General features: G+C 41.4%; 17 protein-coding genes and 1 riboswitch. Of the genes, 5 read left to right on the top strand and 12 right to left on the bottom strand.

The window, feature by feature from the left end; all coding sequences use genetic code 11:
* Positions 1 to 22 precede the first annotated feature (22 nt).
* From ACYX4O_RS07120 to ACYX4O_RS07110, 3 genes are all read right to left on the bottom strand, one after another.
* Positions 23 to 907 (bottom strand): ABC transporter permease subunit, encoded by an 885-nt coding sequence (locus tag ACYX4O_RS07120; protein WP_476355857.1) that lies wholly within the window; start codon positions 905 to 907, stop codon positions 23 to 25.
* Positions 907 to 1,836, bottom strand: coding sequence for a nickel ABC transporter permease (gene nikB, locus ACYX4O_RS07115; RefSeq protein WP_476355855.1), 930 nt, complete (start codon positions 1,834 to 1,836; stop codon positions 907 to 909). The genes ACYX4O_RS07120 and nikB overlap by 1 nt, the downstream gene beginning before the upstream one ends.
* A 69-nt stretch (positions 1,837 to 1,905) precedes the next feature.
* A complete protein-coding gene (locus ACYX4O_RS07110) occupies positions 1,906 to 3,507 on the bottom strand; it encodes a glutathione ABC transporter substrate-binding protein (protein ID WP_476355853.1) in 1,602 nt (533 codons plus the stop codon).
* 162 nt (positions 3,508 to 3,669) lie between these two features.
* Between ACYX4O_RS07110 and ACYX4O_RS07105 the strand changes: the two genes are divergently transcribed.
* Together ACYX4O_RS07105 and ACYX4O_RS07100 are read left to right on the top strand one after the other, a co-directional pair.
* A complete protein-coding gene (locus tag ACYX4O_RS07105; RefSeq protein WP_476355851.1) occupies positions 3,670 to 4,407 on the top strand; it encodes a gamma-glutamyl-gamma-aminobutyrate hydrolase family protein in 738 nt (245 codons plus the stop codon).
* Between the two features lie 67 nt (positions 4,408 to 4,474).
* Positions 4,475 to 4,582: riboswitch (SAM riboswitch) on the top strand.
* 167 nt (positions 4,583 to 4,749) lie between these two features.
* Positions 4,750 to 5,874 carry a methionine biosynthesis PLP-dependent protein gene (locus ACYX4O_RS07100; protein WP_476355849.1) on the top strand — a complete coding sequence of 375 codons (1,125 nt, stop codon included), beginning with the start codon at positions 4,750 to 4,752 and terminating at the stop codon, positions 5,872 to 5,874.
* A 126-nt stretch (positions 5,875 to 6,000) separates the two neighbouring features.
* Here the strand turns inward: ACYX4O_RS07100 and ACYX4O_RS07095 are convergent, their stop codons facing one another.
* Complete coding sequence (locus tag ACYX4O_RS07095) at positions 6,001 to 6,948, bottom strand: nucleoside hydrolase (RefSeq protein ID WP_476355847.1); 948 nt, start codon at positions 6,946 to 6,948, stop codon at positions 6,001 to 6,003.
* 210 nt (positions 6,949 to 7,158) lie between these two features.
* On the opposite strand from ACYX4O_RS07095, the gene ACYX4O_RS07090 reads away from it, so the two are divergent.
* Positions 7,159 to 8,994, top strand: coding sequence for a solute:sodium symporter family transporter (locus ACYX4O_RS07090; RefSeq protein WP_476355845.1), 1,836 nt, complete (start codon positions 7,159 to 7,161; stop codon positions 8,992 to 8,994).
* Positions 8,995 to 9,047: 53 nt separating this feature from the next.
* Here the strand turns inward: ACYX4O_RS07090 and ACYX4O_RS07085 are convergent, their stop codons facing one another.
* A complete protein-coding gene (locus ACYX4O_RS07085) occupies positions 9,048 to 9,458 on the bottom strand; it encodes a hypothetical protein (RefSeq protein WP_476355843.1) in 411 nt (136 codons plus the stop codon).
* A 202-nt stretch (positions 9,459 to 9,660) separates the two neighbouring features.
* On the opposite strand from ACYX4O_RS07085, the gene ACYX4O_RS07080 reads away from it, so the two are divergent.
* On the top strand, positions 9,661 to 10,215 hold the full coding sequence (locus tag ACYX4O_RS07080; protein WP_476355841.1) for a CotY/CotZ family spore coat protein: 555 nt from the start codon (positions 9,661 to 9,663) through the stop codon (positions 10,213 to 10,215).
* Between the two features lie 222 nt (positions 10,216 to 10,437).
* Here the strand turns inward: ACYX4O_RS07080 and nhaC are convergent, their stop codons facing one another.
* A complete protein-coding gene (gene nhaC, locus ACYX4O_RS07075; protein WP_476355839.1) occupies positions 10,438 to 11,838 on the bottom strand; it encodes a Na+/H+ antiporter NhaC in 1,401 nt (466 codons plus the stop codon).
* Positions 11,839 to 12,123: 285 nt separating this feature from the next.
* On the opposite strand from nhaC, the gene ACYX4O_RS07070 reads away from it, so the two are divergent.
* Positions 12,124 to 13,569, top strand: coding sequence for a carbon starvation CstA family protein (locus ACYX4O_RS07070; protein WP_476355837.1), 1,446 nt, complete (start codon positions 12,124 to 12,126; stop codon positions 13,567 to 13,569).
* 295 nt (positions 13,570 to 13,864) lie between these two features.
* Here ACYX4O_RS07070 and ACYX4O_RS07065 read toward each other — a convergent pair whose 3' ends face one another.
* The 6 genes from ACYX4O_RS07065 to ACYX4O_RS07040 all read right to left on the bottom strand — a co-directional run bounded on the left by ACYX4O_RS07065 (position 13,865) and on the right by ACYX4O_RS07040 (position 22,338).
* The gene (locus ACYX4O_RS07065; protein ID WP_476355835.1) at positions 13,865 to 14,608 is read right to left on the bottom strand and encodes a divergent polysaccharide deacetylase family protein; all 744 of its coding nucleotides are present in this window, start codon (positions 14,606 to 14,608) and stop codon (positions 13,865 to 13,867) included.
* A gap of 135 nt (positions 14,609 to 14,743) precedes the next feature.
* The gene (locus ACYX4O_RS07060; RefSeq protein WP_476355833.1) at positions 14,744 to 15,274 is read right to left on the bottom strand and encodes a sporulation initiation factor Spo0A C-terminal domain-containing protein; all 531 of its coding nucleotides are present in this window, start codon (positions 15,272 to 15,274) and stop codon (positions 14,744 to 14,746) included.
* Positions 15,275 to 15,537: 263 nt separating this feature from the next.
* Entirely contained in the window at positions 15,538 to 18,738 is a 3,201-nt protein-coding gene (locus tag ACYX4O_RS07055; protein ID WP_476355832.1) for a cellobiose phosphorylase, read from the bottom strand.
* Positions 18,739 to 18,751: 13 nt separating this feature from the next.
* Positions 18,752 to 20,095 carry a glycoside hydrolase family 30 protein gene (locus ACYX4O_RS07050; RefSeq protein WP_476355830.1) on the bottom strand — a complete coding sequence of 448 codons (1,344 nt, stop codon included), beginning with the start codon at positions 20,093 to 20,095 and terminating at the stop codon, positions 18,752 to 18,754.
* Between the two features lie 12 nt (positions 20,096 to 20,107).
* Positions 20,108 to 21,442 (bottom strand): GH1 family beta-glucosidase, encoded by a 1,335-nt coding sequence (locus tag ACYX4O_RS07045; RefSeq protein ID WP_476355828.1) that lies wholly within the window; start codon positions 21,440 to 21,442, stop codon positions 20,108 to 20,110.
* A gap of 17 nt (positions 21,443 to 21,459) precedes the next feature.
* Positions 21,460 to 22,338 carry a carbohydrate ABC transporter permease gene (locus ACYX4O_RS07040; RefSeq protein WP_476355826.1) on the bottom strand — a complete coding sequence of 293 codons (879 nt, stop codon included), beginning with the start codon at positions 22,336 to 22,338 and terminating at the stop codon, positions 21,460 to 21,462.
* Between the last annotated feature and the right edge of the window lies 1 nt (position 22,339).

The raw sequence follows: 22,339 nt of genomic DNA, 5'->3' as shown, positions 1-22,339 counted from the left end.
TACTTCTCTCCCTTCGTTACGGCTAATCACGTATTTTTGGATCAAGCGCATCACGTAGTCCGTCCCCTAGTAAATTAAAGGCAAGCACTGTTAAAAATATCGCAAGCCCCGGGAAGAACGTAACGTGAGGTGCGTTATTTAAGTAATCACGCCCATTACTAAGCATCGCTCCCCACTCTGGTGTTGAGGGATCAGCACCTAGTCCCAAGAAACTAAGTCCAGCTGCAATTAAGATTGCAGATCCAATACGCATTGTGAAATATACAATGAGTGTCGACACGGTACCTGGGAAGATGTGCTTCATAATTACCCGAAAGTGAGAAGAACCGATGGATTGGGTCGCTTCCACATATAGAGTTGATTTAATAGCTAGTGTGCTACTTCTGATAATACGGGCAAAGACAGGCACACTGAAGATTGCTACAGCCATCACAACATTAAAGAGCCCAGGCCCTAATATCGCTATGATTCCAATCGCAAGCAACATACCAGGAAATGCGAGCAAGACGTCCATTACACGCATAATGGCGCTATCCACCCACTTGCCAAAGTAACCACTAATAATCCCTAAGATCGTACCTAACAAAGCGCCTATAAATACAGACGATAACCCAACTGATAGAGAGATCCATGCCCCATGAAGAATGCGGCTGAAGATGTCCCTGCCGAAGTCATCCGTACCAGCGAGATGTTGCCACGAAGGCCCTGTTAAAAGATTGTCATAATCATATTCTTGGGGGCCATAAGGAGCGATCCATGGGCCAATAATGGCAACGACAAATAATAAAAGCAAAAAGATCCCTGCTGCAAACGAGACTTTTTGTTTCTTAAATGATTTCCAAAACTGTTGGGCCGGTGTCACTTTCTTCTCCTGCTGCCCTTGCTCTTGAGTCGCTGCTTCCGCCATTATGAACCCTCCTCGTAACGTATTTTTGGATTTAAGAATCCATATAACAAATCAACTAATAGATTAATAAGTAAGAACTCCAGTGAGAATAATAGGATTTCTGATTGGATTACGGGATAATCTCGAGCTGTAATCGAATTGATTAATAGTCGTCCAAGTCCCGGCCAGCTAAAAATGGTCTCCGTGATAATCGATCCACTTAATAAGAAGCCAAATTGTAATCCAGACATGGTGACGACTGGAATAAGTGCATTTCGAACGGCATGCCGATTAATTACTTTAAATTCGGTCAGCCCTTTTGAGCGCCCAGTACGAATGTAATCTTCTTTTAACACATCCATTAAAGAAGATCTCGTGAAGCGAGCGATAATGGCCGCCACTCCTGCACCTAGCGTAAAGGACGGAAGAATATACGTTTCAAAACCACCAATTCCCCCTGTCGGAAACCAGCCTAGTTGAACAGAGAAGAGTTGAATCATCATAAGTCCAAGCCAAAAGGACGGTATAGAAACACCAGATACGGCAAGAAACATAGACAAGTGATCTGGCCATTTGTTTCGTTTAACAGCAGAGATTACACCAATTAAAAGACCAAAAATAAGCGCCCAGGCCATGCTCGCTAAGGTAAGGCTAAGAGTTGGACCAAAGCGTTCGACTAACATGTCTAAAACAGGGCGTCCTGTCACAATAGACTGGCCAAGATCTCCTTGAAACAGATTGGCCATATAGTCAAAATACTGCTGATACAGCGGTTGGTCTAATCCATACTTTTCACGGATATTTTCTATTTCTTCGATAGTTGCGTCCGTTCCGGCAATCAGCCTCGCTGGGTCACCGGGTATTAAGTGAACGAACATAAATGCAATTAGAGATATAACAAACAACAACGGAATCATACCCAATATCCGTTTCACACTATACTTCAGCATGAGCTCCCTCCTTTTTTTACGCATATAAGCAATGAAAGAGGCTGAGCTAATCGCTCAACCTCTTCTTGGTTATTCTGATACGATCTCTGCTTGTTTAAGGTCCATTACACCTGAAGAAAGCATCGTTAAGCCTTCAACATAATCTTGCTTTCCATAAAGGATGTCTGGTACTGCAAGAGGTACCCAAGGTGACTCATCCCAAATAATTTTTTGCGCCTCAGCGTAGTATTCTCCACGCTCTTTGTCATCAGCAGTGGATAATCCTTTTTGAAGCAATTCATCCACCTCTTCATTGTTATAGTAAGCTGTGTTGTAAGCGTCAGGAGGGAAGGAATTGCTGCTAAATAGCGGGCGCATACCCCAGTCCGCATCTGCTGTAGATGGAGACCAGCCTCCGTTATAAAGTTCTAATTCAGCATCTTCAGGGTTGTCCACTCCCCAAATTTTGTCGCCTAATGTTCCGCCTTCCATTGGTACAACATTTAATGTTACACCAACTTGGCTAAGCTGCTGTTTATAGAAGGACATCATTTTTTGTTTCAATGAGCTTGTACCGCCCCAGATCGTTGTTTCAAAACCATCTGGATAACCTGCTTCAGCTAATAATTCTTTCGCTTTTTCTGGGTCATATTCGTAAACGTCTTGTTCTTCGTAGTGCTGTGTATTTGGTGCGATGATGGATTTCGTTTGTGTTGCATAGCCATCGTAAACCACTTTAATGTATGCTTCTTTATCGATTGCATAATTCATTGCCTTACGAACTTTCGGATCTTTAAATGGTTCTTTCATTGTATTCATAGAGAAATACTTCACAACAAGAGATGGTTTCGTTTCAATGGAAACGCCCTCTTCTTCTTTCAGTGTTTCTACCTGGTTTGGCGCTACAGGGAATGCGAAGTCTGCTTCTCCTGTTTGAAGCATAGCTACCCGAGAACCACTTTCAGGTACTGGTTTAAATTCGATCTTGTCTACTTTAGGTAGCCCTTCCTCGCGGTACTCTTCATTCTTCTCAACCGTTAGATGATCGCCACTTTTCCACTCTACGAATTTGAATGGTCCCGTACCTGCTGGGTTACGAGCAAGATCTTGATTGCTTTGTTCTAAAGCTTTTGGACTAATCATGCCGGCAGCTGGGTGTGCAAAGTTATTCGGCATCGCGCCAAATGGTTCTTTCAATGTTACTTTCACTTCATATTCACTAAGGACCTCTGTTTCCTCAACGAGCTCAAATAAAGACGCACGGCGAAGCTGGCTCTCTGGGTCTGACAAACGATCTAAGTTTGCTTTTACAGCTTCTGCATTGAAAGGCGCTCCATCATGGAAGGTTATGCCTTCTTTTAATGTGAATGTAAATTCTGTTGAGTCTTCATTCGCGCTGTACTCTTTCGCTAGTACAGGAACGATATTTAAATCCTTATCAAACCCTAACAAGCCTTCATATATAGCAGACTGTGCAGAGTATGACTGATTGTCGTTCGTGTCGTGCGGGTCTAAACTAGTAAAATTACTCTCCACCGCAATCGTTAATCCTTCTTCACTAGAAGGAGGTGTTTTTTTGTCATTATTTTTTGATGATGATGTGTCTTCCTCTGTGTCTCCTCCGTTGCTGCAACCAGCTACAACGAGTACTAGAGTAAGAGATAAAACCGTAAGTATTCGTGAAAACTTCAAAAATAACTCCCCTTTGTAATTTTTTTAATTGATTATGAACCATTACACTAGCTATACTGTATTAGTATGTAATTCTTATCAAATTACTTGGATTTTATAATAGAAGTTTCTAGTTGTCAAAATAAAAGTTTTAAAAAAATTAACAAAAGGAGTCCACTTCATATGAAACCACTTATTGGTATATCAGGAAGTATTATTATAGATCAGGGTGGCCGATTCCCTGGTTACGACCGCGCTTATGTAAATAATGATTATGTTCAATCCGTCCTACGAGCAGGGGGAGTTCCGTTTATTCTCCCTGTTCTTGAAGATGATGAAACTGTTCGAGCACAAGCTTCAGGCATGGATGGGCTTGTTCTTTCAGGTGGACAAGATGTAAATCCACTCCTTTACAATGAAGAGCCTCTTCAGAAGCAAGGCTCCCCTTTCCCGGAGCGCGATCACTCTGAGGCGATCCTTGCAAAAGAAATGATTCGTCAAGGAAAGCCAGTTTTCGCTATATGCAGAGGCGTTCAAATCTTAAACGTCACTTATGGAGGTTCGTTGTATCAAGACGTATCGTATATGGATAAAGAAACCTTAAAGCATGATCAGTACAACAAACCGTGGCAAGAATCTCATACAATTACAACAGAACCAGACAGTGTAATGCGAGAACAATTTGGCGAGAAGACCATTACCAACTCCTTTCATCACCAGTCTATTAAAGAGGTCGCACCAGGGTTTAGAGCTACCGCATTCGCAGCCGATGGTGTGATTGAGGCCATAGAAAAAGAGGATGAAGAAGGATTTGTAATCGGCGTTCAGTGGCATGCGGAAATGATGACTAGAAAGCATGAACGAATGCAAAACCTATTTAACCGTTTCGTCCAGGAAGTCATTCAAGTTAAAAAATTCTGATACCTTGTTGCATGATAACGAGATTTTATGTATAGTATAGAGAAAATTATACCAAACACTTTCTTATTTCTTATTCAGAGAAGCCGAGGGATCTGGTCCGTTGACGCTTCAGCAACCTATCTTAAATGATGTGGTGCTCCTTCCAGCAAGTGATGCGTCACTTGAAAGATAAGAAGAAGTGCACCTTACCCACAAAAGGCTCTTCTTCTGAAGAGCCTTTTTTTAATGCCATGAATACGTTTATGCACTAAAGCACTGATGGGTGTCTGGCACCCTTTCACCCACTAAAGCATTGATGGGTGTCTGACACACTTTATTACACTAAAGGAGTGAAAAGATACTATGAGACGCTATCAGGTAGAAACAGAGTTTGCACAGACAGGGAACCGAAGTGAGAGTACAACAGGAACGGTTAATCCTCCATTATATTTATCAACAGCTTATCGTCATGCGGGTGTTGGGCAATCAACTGGATATGATTATGTTCGCACCGGAAACCCGACTCGTAATCTATTAGAGGATAAAATCGCTCAGCTTGAAACTGGGCGTGAAGGGTTTGCATTCAGCTCAGGCATGGCTGCCATCCAAGCTGTCTTTTCAACCTATGAACCAGGTGATCATTTCATCGTAACTCAAGATGTGTATGGTGGTTCTTATCGTTTATTTGAAACACATTTCAAGAAATTCGGACTCTCTTTCTCTTATGTGAGCGGGAGCAGCAAAGAAGAATTTGAAGCCTGTATAACGTCCAATACAAAAGGCTTCTTCATCGAGACACCTACAAATCCACTTATGCATCAAATAGATATAGAAGAAATGGCTGATTTAACCCAGAAACATGGGCTTCACCTTATTGTTGATAACACATTCTACACCCCCTATATCCAGCGGCCAATTGAACTAGGTGCTGACCTAGTCATTCATAGCGCCACCAAATATATCGGTGGTCATAATGATGTTTTGGCGGGGCTTGTCGTTGCTAAAGATGAAGACATTTGCACTTCTCTTCGTCTTGAACAAAATGGTTCTGGAGCTGTTTTATCTCCATTTGATAGCTGGCTTCTCATGCGCGGTCTGAAAACACTTCCCCTTCGCATGAAACAGCATGAACAAAACGCGAAAAACTTAGCCTCTTTTCTCTCGGATCATCCGCTCATTCAAGATGTACTTTACCCAGGTCGAGGTGGAATGATTTCCTTCCGCGTTAAGGATGAAGCGTTAGCACCTAAACTACTAGAATATTTTGAGCTTGTAACATTTGCTGAGAGTCTTGGCGGCGTTGAGACATTCATTACCTATCCTGCTACACAAACACATGCAGACATACCAGAAGAAGTTCGTTCTAGTTACGGAGTCTGCAATCGGCTGCTACGTCTCTCTGTAGGAATTGAAGCGATTGAGGACCTTACAACTGACTTCCAACAGGCTCTTGAAAATGCAAACCAACACCTAACCACAACAAACTAACCAAAAAACGTGCCACACACGCGTCACCGCTTTAAAAGACTGACGCGTGTCTGGCACCCTCTATGTCTTTAAAGCAATGAAGGGTGCCAGACACCCTTCATTGCTCTAATGCACGAAAACCACATGTTAGACTTTCCCGATCATGGTGGTTGCTACTTCTGTTATAAATGCAGGGTAATCGATGTCTAGTAATATTTCACAATAGTTATTATAGTCTTCGTTTACTTGAGGTTGATCTCTGAAATCTGCAACACTTACCCCGGTGGTCAAGTAGGAAGACTCTTCAACGGTGACGTTACGCTTTACACTTTTAAATAATGAAGGATTTGTAACGTAAACAATTGTTAATAAATCATGCATAGGAGCTCCGTTTAGAGAAGGTTTTTGTTTCTTATAAAAGTCATAGTAAGGCTCGTATAATTGACCAATTAAGGAGCCAATCTCTGTTATAGATTCAGTTTTAATACTCTCTACTAGACTAGGCGTTATAATTCCTTTCTTAGAAACATTTAAGGAGATAAGTACAATTTTATTCGGTCCTGTATTATCTAAAACAACGTTTGCTGCAACAGGATCTCCAAAGAAATTTGCCTCCGCATAAGGAGTCACATTGCCTGGCACTAAAAAAGCCCCTCCCATTATCACCACTCTAGTCGTGTTCTTCATCCTCTCAGGAGAAATAATATAAGCCATCGCCAAAGACGTAAGGCGCCCCATATTCACAATGACCAGATCCTCTGTTTCATCGATGATCTCAAATACTTTGTCAAAATTATATAAAGTGAATTTCTCAATTTCCGTTTGGATATTACCCAAGCCGCTCATTCCATGAATCTCCTCATAATACGTAGGCTCATCCCCGGAAAATGATCTAGCAGCGCCACTGATCAGAGGAATATCCTCCATCTTCAACTGCTTTAGAACATAATAAGCGTTTCGTGTAACCTTCTCTTTAGAAACATTCCCAAACCCAGCCACAACCCCAACGACACGAATGTCTGGATGATTAAATGCATACAAGAGCGCAAACGTATCGTCCACTCCTATATCCGTGAAGATCAGCACATTTTTCACACCAGACCCCCTTCTTTTCTTGTCATCTTTTTTCACTTTATGTTTTTATTTAAAAATCGTGATAATCACCTAATTTCAAGCATAAAATTACTATCATTTCAAGTAGTAAAAAAGAACTATTTTTCACGATAACTTACATCAATATGTTTCTAATATACCTTTTAAGGAAATGAGAGGATTAAGTTATTATTTAAAAAGGATGGATGCGTTATGCAACAATCAGGACTTTGGCTTACAATTGTTTCTTGTATTTTATTCATGGCTATGGTCGCTTACATATCTTACAGGAAGACAAAAGGGAGCACTTCAGATTCTGCTGGTTATTTCTTAGCGGGACGTGGGTTAACCGGAACCGTTATAGCCGGTTCCCTCCTCTTAACAAACCTTTCAGCAGAACAGCTTGTCGGTCTTAACGGACAAGCCTTTCGTACAAACTTAACAAACATGGCATGGGAAGTTACAGCCGCTTTTGCAATTGTACTTCTAGCTCTCTATCTTTTACCTAAATACATGAATGCAAATATCACAACACTACCTGAGTTTTTAAGTAAGCGTTTTGATGAAGGGGTACGACGTTATACCGTTATTCTCTTTATGTTAGGATATGTGTTCGTCACCATTCCTTCTATGCTTTACTCTGGTGCTCTAGCCGTATTGAAACTCTTTGACATTCCTTCATTATTAAACTTATCTTATACTCAATCGGTGTGGTTAATCATTTGGGTGATCGGAATTATCGGTGCTATTTATGCGATCTTTGGTGGATTAAAAGCGGTAGCAGTCTCCGATACGATTAATGGAATTGGTCTCTTAATTGTCGGTGCAATTGTCCCAATATTAGGAATTATCTCATTAGGGAATGGTGAATTCTTTAGCGGTGTTCAGACGCTAACAACAGAAAATCCCGAAAAATTAAACGCAATCGGGGGACCCAATGATTCTGTACCATTTGGCACCATCTTCTCTGGTCTACTATTTGCGAACATGTTCTACTGGGCAACCAATCAATACGTAATTCAGCGCACACTAGGTGCAGGAAGTTTGAAAGAAGGACAAAAAGGGGTCATCTTCTCTGGTTTCTTTAAACTATTAGTACCTTTCTTTATGATGATTCCAGGTGTAATCGCCTTCCATCAATATGGAGGTGAGTTGCAGTCAGTCGACTTAGCTTATCCAACACTTGTAGCAAATGTTCTTCCTTCTTATATGAACGGCTTTTTCTTAGCTGTATTACTTGGAGCTGTATTAAGTTCCTTTAACTCTCTGTTAAACAGTGCATCTACAATGTTTGCTTTTGATATCTATAAAACAAGTATTAATAAAAATGCTACAGATGAACAAATGATTCGAATAAGTAAATGGGTTGGAACCGTTATCGCGCTAGTAACGTTCTTTATATCACCTATGCTTTTAAATGCTCCAAATGGGTTATGGGACCTTATTCGCAAATTTACCGGGTTCTTTAACATTCCAATTATTACGATTGTATTAATGGGCGTATTAACGAAGAAGATTCCAGCTTTAGCAGCTAAATCCGTGGTGATCTTCCACGTATTTGCGTATTATTTAATGGTATGGGGATTCGAACAGTTATTCGGATTAACGGTATCCATTCACTTCATTCACATCTACGGTATTCTATTTGCTATTGAGCTAGCCATGATGCTGATCATAGGATTCGTCAAACCAAGGGAAACAGCTTACGAAATGCCACACAACCCTAGCGTAGAGATGACACCATGGAAATATGCCATGCCTACTTCCATCTTCTTGTTCGCTTGTGTCGGCCAAACCTATATCGTGTTCTCCCCTATTGGAGTAGCTTATACTGAAGGCATTGTTTCCTCTTACTTCTGGCCAGCAACCGGAGCGCTTGCAGTGCTCACCGTTATATGTATGTTGTTCAGCTTAAGAAGCTGGAATGAGAAATATATGAAATCTACATCTTCTACTAGCTCTCTAAAACAAAAAGGTAAAAACCTTAAAGAACAATGGGGAAACTCCTCCTCAAATGACGGAGTCTATTCCTCTTCTCAGGAACAGTAAATACTCACTGAACCAAAAAAAAGCGCTGATCCCCTAAGGATCAGCGCTTTTTTCTACTTAGATAAAGGTGAAGCTTCCACAACAGAAGACGTAGCGTCCTCTTTCCGACTTACATAAACACCGGCAATTAATAAAAGTGTAGAGATGAGGAAGATGTACATCCCTGTAGAAGCTAAATTTACTCGTTCCCCTAAGATATTCCCCGACTTACTGACCATATAAGCTATGATAGATACAGAACCGCCTATACCGCTCCCATAGCCTGAGAATAAACGGATCGACCTTCTTCTTAATACTTGGAAAACAGGATATACAAAGAAAACTAAAAATATATACCCTTGCTGCTGAAAGCCATTTTCAGATAAGATTCCTGCGTCGATCCATGTAAAGAAAAATGATAGAACCGCCATAGCTAAAGCAAGTAGAATTAGCTTACTCCCTCTACTCATCGTATTTATATGCATCTTCCCCCATCTCCTATCCATTAGTTCCTTTTGCCCATTATACCTAAGTTTACATAAAATACAAAACTCGCTTTACAACTAGACTAATTAATAGGGTACAACCGTACATTTTAATAGTTCTAAAGACAAACCCCTATACCAAAAGCATTGACCAACATACTCTATTAGTACCTTCGGGTAATCTAAAAAAGGAGCTGAGTTTATGAGTTGTTGTGGTAAATCTGGTAATAATCGTTGTGTTTGCGATAAGGTGAGAGAAATTGCAAGAGTACAAGACGCTGTAGACAATAACTGCTGTGAGAGCGGTTCATGTCACCGTGCCATTGAAGATCTGGTTTCTCCTACAGGCGGGGACGGCAGAGACACGATTCCGTTCGTACTTCTATGTGGTTGCGAAAACACATTTGCAGGTCTATTACCTTACTTTGCGTGGGGTGTTAAAAAGTTTAACGGCTGTTCTGCCCTTTACCCTTCTCCATTCTTCCGTGTAAAACGATTCGTTGAAGGCAAACGTTGCTGTGCGATTTTAGAACTTCTATACCCTGAACGTTGCGACGGTCATTTGTTCAAGTATAGCAACTTTTACCGTACCGGTATCTGTGTAGAAGTTGACCTTAGTAAGTTCACAGGCATCACTTGCTTCCACCCTGTAGCTGCATTAAATGCTAGCGAAGCAGACATGGATGCTGGCGCCGAGTTGGTTCAACAATTAAAGGCTGACCCTTCCATGATGGGTTCACTATCTTCTGAATACTAATCTAATCCCCATGTTCTCCTTTCTTTAAAATACGGAACGGGCAAACCACTTCCCTGGTTTGCCCTTTTTTCATAGAGTACTTCTATTCACTAAAGGAAAGAAGCGTGCCAGACACCCTTCTTTGCGTTAATACATTAAATAGTGCCTGGCACCCTTCACCGCTTTAAAGCTGCACATACTAAAAGCCCGCCCCTTTGGGACAGGCTTTTAGTGGTTGTTTATTTATACCGTTTGTGCTGTATCGTTTGGATCTTCTTTCTTCCACATAAACTTGCCCGTGTACCCATAAATAAGCGCAATAATGATCGAAACAAAGCTCATCCACATAAATGGAAGATACGAAAATGTTGAAATCCCTAATGTTGCGGCCATGTAAATACCGTTATCTGACCACGGCACCATGCTTGAAGTCATTGTTCCGCCTACTTCTGTGTTTCGGCTCAATGTATCTCGTCGATATCCTAAAGAATCATAACTTCTTTCCATAATCTTAGGGGTTAAAATCAGCGATACATACATAGCACAGCCAAATACGTTCGAGAAAAATCCAACCAGTAGCGTTGAAGAAGTAAGACTACCAGCAGATTGGATCTTATTAATGAACGCATCCATGATAACCTGAAGTACTCCAATCTTCTCAAGCAAACCGCCGAATCCTAAACCAAAGATAATCACGACAATGGAGCCTAGCATACCGCTAATACCGCCGCCAGCTAAGAGCTCATTGATAAAGTCAATATCTGACGTGATAGTAAATCCACTATACGCTGTGCTAATTGCATCAGCCAGTCCCATCCCTTGAAAACCAAGAGCCCAGATGATACCTAGCAATGCACCGAATGAAATGGTAGGAATAGAAGGCTTCTTCATTACCAATAAACTAATAACGATCACAGCGGGCAGTAACATAAAGGCGTTAATATTAAATACGTCTTTTAGTGAAGCCATAATCGAATTCACTTTATCAAGATCAGCGTCACCGCCTCCATACATAAATCCTGCAATTGTAAACAGGATGCCTGTAATAACAAAGGCGGGAACGTCTAAATAAAGCATTGATTTCACGTGTTGAATGACGTTTACTTTCGACATCGAAGCTGTCAAAACTGTACTATCTGATAACGGAGATAGTTTATCTCCGAAATAAGCACCAGAGAGAATAGCACCAGCAACCATCGGGAGCGGCATTCCAAGACCTTCACCGATTCCCATCATGGCAATTCCAGCTGTACCCACTGTACCCCAGGAAGTTCCTGTCGCAAGGGCCGTAACAGAACAGATTACAAGCGTCGCTAGTAAGAAGATAGCAGGATTAATAAATTCCAAACCATAATAAATGAGTGTCGGAACAACACCACCTGCAATCCACGTTCCAACTAACGCCCCAACAGCTAACAGAATCAGCACTGCTTCAAGGCCATTTGAAATTCCTTTAATCATCGCAGCTTGCAAATCATCATACGTGTATCCAACTAGCAACCCTAGACCAATGACAACAAATAATGAAATAAATAAGGCCAACTGAATCGGCAATTCATAGATTGTAAATGAAAATACAATCGCTAGAAAGATCGTTAATACACTAATAACCTCAAGCAATGAGGGTAATCTCGCTTGCCCCATTTTCATCCTCCTTTAAAAAAGCCTTCCTTGTTAACAAAGGACGGCCGTTTCGTATAAAAATTCATTCATATCGAGGAATTATACCATAAGATAGAGCGACAAGAATCTATTTTTTGAAGAAAGTATAGATTCTTATTATTGAAAGCATTTACAATTATCAACCTTCCTTCTTTACTCGTGAGAAAAATAAGATAAAAAATGAAATTTTCAGAAAAAGGGTTGTTTATGTATAACAATCCGTATAGAATACATCTTATCATTCAATTTTCGAGAGGAGGCTAGGCGATGGTTACATTTTTTGCATCCATCATGTTACTACTATTAGGTTATTTTGTTTATGCAAAGGTGGTGGAACGAATTTTCGGGATTAACGATGAGTCCCAAACCCCCGCTTACGCACACAACGATGGCCTTGACTATATGCCAATGAGCTGGTGGAAAGCGAGTTTAATTCAACTCTTAAACATCGCCGGCCTTGGACCGATCTTCGGCGCAATAATGGGAGCTTTATACGGGCCAGTTGCTTTTATCTGGATTGTAGTGGGATCTATTTTTGCAGGAGCCGTTCACGACTATTTCTCAGGTATGTTATCCATACGACATAACGGAGCACAGTATCCTACCATTGTTAGAAAGTACTTAGGAGAATACGCAAGTTCCATCATCAATATTCTATCAATCGGGCTTATGATTTTAGTGGCTGCGGCATTCACAGCAGGACCAGCCCAGCTTATGGCTGAAGTGACACCTCTTGGGTTTATGGCATCCCTACTTGTCATCTTTGCCTACTTCTTAATCGCAGCCGTTTTGCCGGTGAACAAAATTATCGGGAAAGTTTATCCAATATTCGGGGCTATCTTAATCTTCATGGCTGTATCGATCGGAATCGGGCTATTTTTCTTTGATAATCCAATTCCAAATCTAACTGTACAAAACTTACACCCAAAGGAACTGCCGATGTGGCCGCTTCTTATGGTTACTGTTTCTTGCGGAGCAATCTCAGGGTTTCATAGTACACAAAGTCCAATTTTAGCTCGCACACTGAAAAAAGAAAGCGAAGGTCGTAAGGTATTCTTCGGCGCAATGATCGCAGAAGGCGTAATCGCCTTAATCTGGGCAGCTGCTGGAATGACATTCTTCGGTAGTACAGGCTCGCTGCAAGCTGCTCTTGATGCCGGTGGCCCAGCAGGTGTTGTAAACGAAATCAGTACGTCAACTCTTGGAGCATTTGGCGGGGTACTTGCTGTAATTGGCGTCATCATCCTTCCTGTTACAACAGGAGACACAGCACTTCGCTCTTCCCGGATGATGCTTGCAGATTTAATTGGACGAATTCGTAAGAAAGAGTTAACAGGTAAACTAAGCACCCTCTTCTTAATCGTTCCTGTCGCTCTTCCTACATTCTTCTTAACACAAATTGATTATAGCTTCCTTTGGCGTTATGTAGGCTGGTCAAACCAGGTCGTTGCAACCGTCATGCTATGGACCGCGGCCATGTATTTGTTACAAAACCAAAAATTCCACTGGATCTGCTCCATACCAGCCCTATTCATGACAGCTGTAGTAAGTACCTACATCTTCTACGCACCAGAAGGTTTCGGACTATCTTACACCGCCTCCATGATCATCGGCTCCCTCTTCTGGCTAGCCGTAGTAGCATGGTTCGTCATCCAGGTCTTGAAACAGAAAATACACAAACCTGCCGTAGACGTAAACCAGCACGCAAGTTAATCTAAAAAAGCACACAGCGCTCCATTAGCAAAGCATAGACTAGACTGAGCTAGAGTAGAGAAAAAAGGTGTCAGACTTCCTATTGAATTAAGGAATTTGGCACCTTTTTTATGGCAAGTTTAACACCGCTCCTTAAATTTGTTAGGAATTATGCAGATATTTCGTTTGTTTTCGTTACTGCAAATATGTAAAAGGTGGGCCTGGAAACTGCGAGACTCCCGTGGGCAGAAGAGCCTAGATGAGACCCCAGGTCCGCCTTATACTCACCCAAAGTTAACGGAAACCATTCCTCCTATCAAGGCAATAGATCAGACAAGGGAACAATATCGGCCTTACTTTTAAAAATCGGAATAAATTCGCTCAAAACAGAAACCATCTTCTCCCCCGCAATCCCAACATGCCCAATAGCAATAAGTTCCTTTCCCTCCACTAACCCTTCCTCCACTCTCTTCGCCTGCTTTTTCATATGCTCAATCGAATACACATGATCTAAAAAGATTTCATTCTCTAAATAAGGCACACCTAATTCAGTCGCCAACTCAGGGATAACACTACTTCCTGTAGTTTTACTATCCAAATAGTAAAGTCCATGATTCTTACACTCTTCAAGTACAATCCGCATCACCCGTTCACTTGCTGTTGCTTTAGAACCCATATGATGGTTCATCCCTACCGCATGTGGGACAGCATGAATCGCATCATGAACACGCTCTCTAATTTCTTCATCGGAAAGGTCTGTCGTAATCGCACCAGGACCTAGCCAACTTCTCTTCCCTTTCATAGGCTCCATCGGCATATGAACGATGACTTCATGACCCAAGTAATAAGCACGCTCTGCATCCTCAGCAGTTGTCGGCATAAAAGGCATTACGGCTACAGTCAACGGCACCGGAAGCTCTAGCATTGCGTCCGTGCCCCCCATATCATTCCCAAAGTCGTCAATTACAATGGCAAGTTCCTTCCTAGGTCCCTCAGCCCTTACAGCCGTTATTTCACTCCAACTTACCAGTAACGCTAAAACACATACCATCACTCTCATAACCATCTCGCCTTTCCAGGGTATAGTTCCCTTATCTTTTACGAGAAGGTTCTGTTACATTCTTGCCAATTTAACAATAGCTCTACGACTTATGGAAACACAAAAAAAGGACCCTCCATGAGCGGTCCTTTTATGTTACATATTTACTTCCTGATAAAGGATACGCTCACCGGTTCTGTCTTTATGAATCTTGTCCACAAGAAGTGTAATGAGCAATCGGTTAGAAGGTTTTTGTTCAAATACCTGTTCAGGGCATTCTAGCCACTGGGAAAATAGACTACTGCTCCCTCGTTTCCATGCTTGTTCGATCGCATGACGAATGGCGCGTTCGACCCTACTCGATGTCGTTCCATAAGCGTTGGCGATCTCAGGGTAAAGAGCCTTTGTCATCTTCTGTAAGTAAATGGGGTCCTCGAAGACAAGCGAAGCAGCTTTTTGGATATATTGGTATCCTTTGATGTGTGAAGGAACTCCTATTCGTTGTAAGTAATGAATGATAAGCCCACTAACCGGAACACCTTCTAGGTCCTCTTGAGAATCTCGTTTTCTTGATTGATTATGTTTAAGACTTTCTACTTCGTCTTCTAGTTCTCTAACTTTCGTTTTCAGCCCTTGCATATCGTATAATAGTTGTTGTACAACTGTGCGAATTTGTTGTTCTGTCATAATCTAACCCTTTCTACCCTCTTTGTACACTAGTTCAAATGTTTTAGATACTATGTATGATGAATTTCCTCAATGTTCCATTATGCAAAACCGTTACTATTTTATCATATTTTATGTAAGTAGAGTGTTGTTTTTCCATCATTATTGCAAATTTACACTATAAAGCATCTTTACTTCTATCCTCCTACCTATATATACGACATTAGAACCAGTAAGTTTCAGATAAATCAAAAAAAGAGCTCCTAAAGAGCTCTTTTCAAAAATTATACAAGATACACCGTAATTGAAGTCGCTTTACCTTCTCTTATTGCTTTGGCATGAGATCCTTGTATCTCTTGTCCTTTAAGGGTTACTTGTTCACCATCTTCATACACAATCACACTTTGTTTGACGGTTACTCGGTCATCACCAAATGTATTCTTCCGCTCTGGGTTGATATAGGTCACTTTTGTCTGACCCAAGAACGTAAAGGATACTTCTCCTTCATCTGTAAACAAATCACCTTGAAGAATAGGAGAGAATACTAAACATAATTCACCATCCCTCATAGTGAAAGGACCTCTCCCCATCATCATGTATTTCCACATACTTAAGAATTCAGCCGTCGATCCGCTTAACCTGGCCACAAACCCTTGCCCATGCAAAGTAGGATCAGGGTTAACAGAACTTGCAATGAAAGAAGAATTCTCGAGTGTGCTTCTTCCATAAACCGCTGGATCTAAGAAAGGCACCAGGCTATCATGCATTTCTTCATAAAACTTGTCGTATAATCCAGCCTTTAGTAAAGCTAATAAATATTTATACGACATATGAAGGAAGACAGATTCTCGCTCTAGCCAACCTGGTGTGAAAGCTTTAATACGACCAATTTCATTCGACTGCCCCTCTAGACTCACAGAAGTCTTAAACATATGAATGTCTTGATCATACAGGTCACTCTGACGAACGAGATCGTGGATGTCCTCTGCATCGTTCATTACTTTCATTGCCCTTGCAGGTCCTTCAAGAAAAGCTGGCAATACATGTGTGTCCCATTTTTTCACGTCAACCCGGTCGTAACCGCCTTCACCTTTTGCTCCTTCTATAATCTCATAATCTGAAGCTTCATAATAGAAGTAAGTGGGATAAAGACCTTCTCCGAATTTCTTAGCCTTTTCAATCCCTTTTTCAACTTTATTTAAGAAATGAATGAGTGCTGTAAGGATATTGTCATGGTCTACAGATTTTTCTTGTCCATCAATTCCGAAATGGATAGATTCTCTGTATGCCTCACGAAGGGAAGCAACACGATCCCAATATTGGATGTTTGTTATCTCTCCATCTTCCCACAGGCGCACATTCTCATATACTCCATGCAGAAGTGTATGCATCTCTACTGGAATCAGAATCCCTTGGTCGACTCGTTTTAATGAAGAAATAAGGAATGTTAGGAGTCTTTTCAGTTCAAATGTTTCACTCATGCCAGAACCTACCAATCCAGGTAATCCATTAAGCGCGTCATTCCACCCTGGCTTGTTCGCCTCCATCTCAACGCCCATTCCCTCAGCATCTAATAAAGAGAATTTGTTAAGCGCTAATGATGCGAGCTTCACGATTAACGTTGTTTCATAAATTTCGCCTTTGCCATTGTTCGTTCTCAACCAGTTCGTGTCATTACGACTAATGCCTAATTGATTTTCTTTCTCTTCATCTTCATGAACAGCTTCGTATTGTCTTACACCCTTAGGGGTTAACACATACTTCTCTTTTCTTGGAGCAATACGAACCGGACTATCAAAGAAACGATAACGATCTTCTTTAAACAGTAGTCTTTCTGCTTGATCTGGATAAATTGATAAATAGTTATCGATCAAGTCCATGTTATACGTCCAGTGATCTACCCAGTATCCTTCACCGAAGCTTGCTTCCATTCTTTGTTCAGCATACTTTAGAACAGAGGTAAACACCTCTTCTACATCACCTTTTAGTTTGACTTCTTCGTCTTTTAGGAAGGTCATTAACTTCCCTGGGGTAAAAGGTTGATCTAGTAGAGCATCAAACTCTTCTTGCTTGTTTACAACGTTTTCTTGTACGAGCTTCACTTTATCTTCAGCTTTAACCTCAAATTGACATCCTTCTACTAACAAAGGATTGTATCCGTCAGCTTGAATAAAGTTCATAAACATGCGCACGTTGAACGAACCGACTTTCGGGTTGAAGTAAAGGTCGTTACGACGGTTTTGATTCATATCCCTGAAGTTTCCGTTCCCTTGTGAATAGTATTCAGGAGCTAGCTTAAAGAAGTTATAGTCCCTTTCAAGGTCTCCATGCTTTCTTGAATACACATGATAAATAAAGCCCTCCCCTCCATTATCTAAAACAAGAGGTAACCCTCCCCGAAGGACATTATCAAGGTAACTTTGACGGCAATACTGATCAAATATTGGGGATGAGGTCTTCGTTTGAATGGCACTCGTTAGATCTTCGGCAAGTAGTCTTGCTTCTTGTTGCTTCTGATCGATAAATTGTGTTTGTGTTAGCTTATCTTGTTTTCTATGAATCTTCTCAGCATCTGATACGTGTCCAATTAATGTGTTAAGATGTAATGTTCCTCCCTGATTCAGCGTTTTCTTCACAGCCGAGAAACCACATGGAACCTTATTGGTCGCACGCTGAACAGTACTTAGAAGTTCATCAACAGAATGCGTAAGGAAACGTTCAGGGGACTGAAGGGATTGCTCGCTTCCGAAGATTACATTCGCATCTATAATAGGAGGCAACACCACCTCCTCATCTGAAAATGAGAGATAAAAGTGGCCTCCCTGTACCTCCCGTACCTCGGCAACGTCTTCCATACTCGCACGCACTTTATAGTAAGGAATACGACTCTCCAGGTTAAACACTTCCATCCAACTACGTGTTAGATTCCCTACTTCTTTATAAGCAGCGTTCGTAACTCCGTATGGGAGGATTTCAGGTAAGCCATCAATGACTTCAATATCTCGCTTCTCAGATCGCAAATTCACAATCTCCACTCGTCGTACTAGGGCGGCAAAGTCCTCTCCAGGCATCGTGAAGTACACAACGTTCACTTCGATTCCATACCCGTTATGAACTTCCTGGATCCGAAGCTCATTCGCTTCTACTGTCATTTTTCGCTCGACAGTATCCATCCCTGCTCTAGGGGAGAACGGCTCATAGACCTTACCGTCACATTTAATAAACGTACGAAAACCCGTATTCGTCACATTTTTATAAGCAATAGAAGCTGGTGAGAATTCCATAATCGGGGTATCCTTATCCTGTATACCAAAGCTACAAATCCCCTGCCCTCTGTTTACATAGAAAGCCCACATTGGAATCCCATCCAAACCTGCTATGCCAGGTAAAAAGCTTGAAAAAGACTTTGCTTTATCATATTGACCAATTTCGAATCGATCCTTCTCATCAAAGCCATACGTTATACCTTCCATGATCCTCTCCATGAAACCCTCTCCTTTACTGTGCATCTTGTTCCAGAATGTACGTTGCTATGGAATGAGGTGGGAGTTCTCCGTGGAACGCTTTTTGATCCCGACTAACCGTGAATTCCTCTTTATAATCGGATTCATTCATCACAACCATTACGAGTGACCCATCCTCATTCAAGAAGGCTGTAGACTGTAATGATTCATGGCTTATATCAAGCCCTACTCTTACAGATCCGGGACGTATGTACTTGCTAAAATGACCAATATAATAGAAGGAACTGTTGTAATGAACCTCACCTGTTTTCGTATCAGCGATAACAGGAGCATCACACAGATTCCCTACATGGTTTGGTCCACCTTCTTCATTTAAGACCATATTCCAATCAATATATCCTTCTGTCCAATTGTTAAGGTCGCCAATCATATTGCGGCCGTAACGCTCACCTGTAAACCATTCTCCAAGCTTCACGCCACCTTCCTGGCATCCTTCTGTGAACAGTAAATGTTTATCTGGGAATCGGTTGTGCACTTCCCCCACATTTTCAAACGCTTCGCTCACGTACCAATGAAATCCTGTGCCCCATACATACTTAGCAGCTTCAGGATCTTCTAATATTGTGGAAGATCTCTCGACCATAATATCGCGATTATGATCCCAAATAACAAGTTTCAAATCTTCTAACCCTTCACTTACAAGGGTTGGTCCGAGGTGATCCTTAATGAAATCGCGTTCTTCTTCTGCAGAATAAATACAAGAGTCCCACACTTGGACAGCTGCTGGTTCGTTTTGAACCGATAAGCCCCATATATCAACACCGGCTTCACGGAAGGCATGAACAAACTTTGCATAATACTTTGCCCACGCATCTCTGTACTGTGGCAAAAGCTTTCCGCCGTTATTCATCTCTCCGTTACTTTTCATCCATGCAGGAGGGCTCCACGGGGAAGCTAGCAGGTCGATCTCCCCGCCTTTTTCCTTCATTGCATCTTTCACAAGGGGAAGGACCCATTTATGTTCTCGTTCGATTGAAAAGGTAGTAAGTTTTTCGTCTCCCTCTTCCACATAGGTATAGTTTCCAAGAGCGAAATCACAGCTATGGATCGCCACTCTTCCGATTGTATATCCTAGTCCTTCTTCTGGATGGAAGTAGTTCTTGATAACTTCATCCCGTTTTTCAGGAGAGATTTGGCTTAATGTATAGGCTGCTGCCTCTGTGAACGCTCCCCCGAAACCAAGAATCGTTTGATATTGTTCTTTTGTATGAACAGTAAAGTCCCCCTCTCCGTTACAATCAACGAGAGGGAGAAATTCTTTTTCAGTTAATCTGTCTCCAGTATCTTTAGAGGTTAAAATCGTTCGAACCTTTGACATGTTTTTTCCTCCTTATATGGTTCTTGATCGCACAATATCCGTATAGCGCTTGGCACTATCTTTGACGTAACGGGTTTGTGTTTCAAAATCTACGTATGTGATCCCAAATCGCTTATCGTATCCGAAGGCCCATTCAAAATTATCAAGAAGGGACCAGAGGTAATATCCTTTAATATTCATTCCTTCTTCATTCAGTTCTGCAACGGCTGTCAGGTGCTGTTCGACGTATCCTTTTCGCCCTTCATCATGAACGCTTCCATCTTCTTCAAGGACATCATCAAACGCTGCACCATTTTCCGTGATAAAAATCGGCAACGTAGTATACTCCTCACGCACGCGGTAAATAAGCTCTTTAAATTCATTTGGCGAAATGTCCCACCCCATCCCCGTTTTTTCATAATCAGACGGAGCCGCCTGGAACGTTAAAGGATTTTCACTGGACGCTTCGATTAAAGCACGGTTGTAGAAGTTAATTCCAAAGAAGTCACAAGATATTGAAATCGATTTCAAATCTCCTTCTTTAATGAAATCAAACTCACAGCCGTTGTTGCCATATAACGTCTTCATGTCTTCAGGATAGTTTCCTTTAAAGACAGGATCAATGAACCATCGATTCAAGTAGCCATCAAAGGCTTGAGCCGCTGTGTAATCATGAGTCTCCATGCTCGCAGGGTAAACAGGCGACATGTTTAATGTAATGCCAATTGGTTTTTCTTTCTGTAATGTTTCTTTATACAATTCAACCGCTTTTCCGTGAGACAGAAGCAGGTGATGCGCAACTTGAATAGATTCTTGCAAATTCTGATGCCCTGGTGCGTGAACGCCTTCGTAGTAACCTAGCATCGCTACACACCATGGTTCATTATGAGTAATCCACATATCTACTACATCGTCTAATTCTTCAAAACATTTCTCCGCATATTCTAAGAACCAATCGATACTTTCACGATTTGTCCAGCCCCCTTTTTCATACGCCCATTGAGGGAGGTCCCAATGGTAAAGCGTGACGAAAGGACGAATGCCTTCTTCTTTTAAACGGGTAGCTAACCGTTTGTAAAACGCCATCCCCTCAGGATTGTACTGCCCTTCATAAGGGAAAATACGAGGCCAGGCAATTGAGAAACGATAGGAATCAACTCCAAGACTTTTAATAATTTCAATATCTTCTTCGAAACGGTGATAGTGATCACATGCAACTTCTCCTGTATCTCCGTTGTGAACCTTACCTGGTGTCATGGAGAATGTATCCCAAATGGAAGGAGTACGGCCCCCAACTGATGCGGCTCCTTCAATTTGGTAGGAAGATGTCGCTGTTCCAAAAATGAAATCTTCTTTAAAACGCTGCATAGTGTAACCCCTCTTCTTTATCCTTTAATTGATCCTGCTGAAATACTACTAATGATATATTTAGAGAAGAATAGAAACGCGATCATGATCGGTACAACAGAAATCGCAATTCCTAAATACATTGACCCTAAGTTTGTAGCTACTTGAGAACCTTTTAAGAATCCCATTAGTACAGGTAGCGTATACTTCTCAGGCGAGAATAAGACTACTAATGGAACGATATAGTTGTTCCAAGAGCCAATAAATGTGAAGATCGACATCGTCGCAACCGCTGGCATCATAATTGGCAATGCTACCGTGTGGAAGATTTTTAATTCTCCTGCCCCGTCCATACGAGCTGCTTCAAGTAAAGAAGGATGTAGCGTCGTAGAAAGGTACTGCCGAAGGAAGAAAACCACAAATGGACTTGCAATAGCCGGTACAATTAACGGGATGTACGTATCAAGTGTGCCAATCGCATTGTTTAGCTCATAGAAACCGATTAACCCTAGCTGTCCAGGTACCATCATCATAAGAAGCATGAAAATAAATAGTAGATTCTTTCCTTTAAAATCATAGACTGCAAATCCAAATGCCGTTAAGGCTGAGAAATAACCGCTTAGAACCGTAACGGATACAGAAACGATTAAACTGTTTTTAAATCCGTTCCAAATGTTCACATAATCCATCATGGTGCGGTAGTTCTCAATGAGAGCACTTCCAGGAAGGAAGGAGAATCCACCCAATATGGCCTGGTTCTCACGTGTTGCATTGATAATCATCATATAGAAAGGAACAATGCTGATAATCGTTAACAAGATCAACAGTGTGTAAATCGCCTTTCTGGAGAAACTTCTTTTCTTCTTCAACCCTTGTTTGTTAACGGGCACGTTTAATGACTTTTTCTCAGTTTTCATC

The organism is Pontibacillus sp. ABV4_188 (assembly GCF_056311905.1).
Note: the sequence above shows the minus strand (reverse complement) of the source record. Positions and strands in the feature narration are given on the sequence as shown.

Excerpts from the sequence above, each read along its gene's own strand:
- ACYX4O_RS07120 (WP_476355857.1), bottom strand. The coding sequence starts at position 907 with ATGGCGGAAGCAGCGACTCAAGAGCAAGGGCAGCAGGAGAAGAAAGTG.
- nikB (WP_476355855.1), bottom strand. The coding sequence starts at position 1,836 with ATGCTGAAGTATAGTGTGAAACGGATATTGGGTATGATTCCGTTGTTG.
- ACYX4O_RS07105 (WP_476355851.1), top strand. The coding sequence starts at position 3,670 with ATGAAACCACTTATTGGTATATCAGGAAGTATTATTATAGATCAGGGT.
- ACYX4O_RS07100 (WP_476355849.1), top strand. The coding sequence starts at position 4,750 with ATGAGACGCTATCAGGTAGAAACAGAGTTTGCACAGACAGGGAACCGA.
- ACYX4O_RS07090 (WP_476355845.1), top strand. The coding sequence starts at position 7,159 with ATGCAACAATCAGGACTTTGGCTTACAATTGTTTCTTGTATTTTATTC.
- ACYX4O_RS07085 (WP_476355843.1), bottom strand. The coding sequence starts at position 9,458 with ATGCATATAAATACGATGAGTAGAGGGAGTAAGCTAATTCTACTTGCT.
- ACYX4O_RS07080 (WP_476355841.1), top strand. The coding sequence starts at position 9,661 with ATGAGTTGTTGTGGTAAATCTGGTAATAATCGTTGTGTTTGCGATAAG.
- nhaC (WP_476355839.1), bottom strand. The coding sequence starts at position 11,838 with ATGGGGCAAGCGAGATTACCCTCATTGCTTGAGGTTATTAGTGTATTA.
- ACYX4O_RS07070 (WP_476355837.1), top strand. The coding sequence starts at position 12,124 with ATGGTTACATTTTTTGCATCCATCATGTTACTACTATTAGGTTATTTT.
- ACYX4O_RS07065 (WP_476355835.1), bottom strand. The coding sequence starts at position 14,608 with ATGAGAGTGATGGTATGTGTTTTAGCGTTACTGGTAAGTTGGAGTGAA.
- ACYX4O_RS07060 (WP_476355833.1), bottom strand. The coding sequence starts at position 15,274 with ATGACAGAACAACAAATTCGCACAGTTGTACAACAACTATTATACGAT.
- ACYX4O_RS07055 (WP_476355832.1), bottom strand. The coding sequence starts at position 18,738 with ATGGAGAGGATCATGGAAGGTATAACGTATGGCTTTGATGAGAAGGAT.
- ACYX4O_RS07050 (WP_476355830.1), bottom strand. The coding sequence starts at position 20,095 with ATGTCAAAGGTTCGAACGATTTTAACCTCTAAAGATACTGGAGACAGA.
- ACYX4O_RS07045 (WP_476355828.1), bottom strand. The coding sequence starts at position 21,442 with ATGCAGCGTTTTAAAGAAGATTTCATTTTTGGAACAGCGACATCTTCC.
- ACYX4O_RS07040 (WP_476355826.1), bottom strand. The coding sequence starts at position 22,338 with ATGAAAACTGAGAAAAAGTCATTAAACGTGCCCGTTAACAAACAAGGG.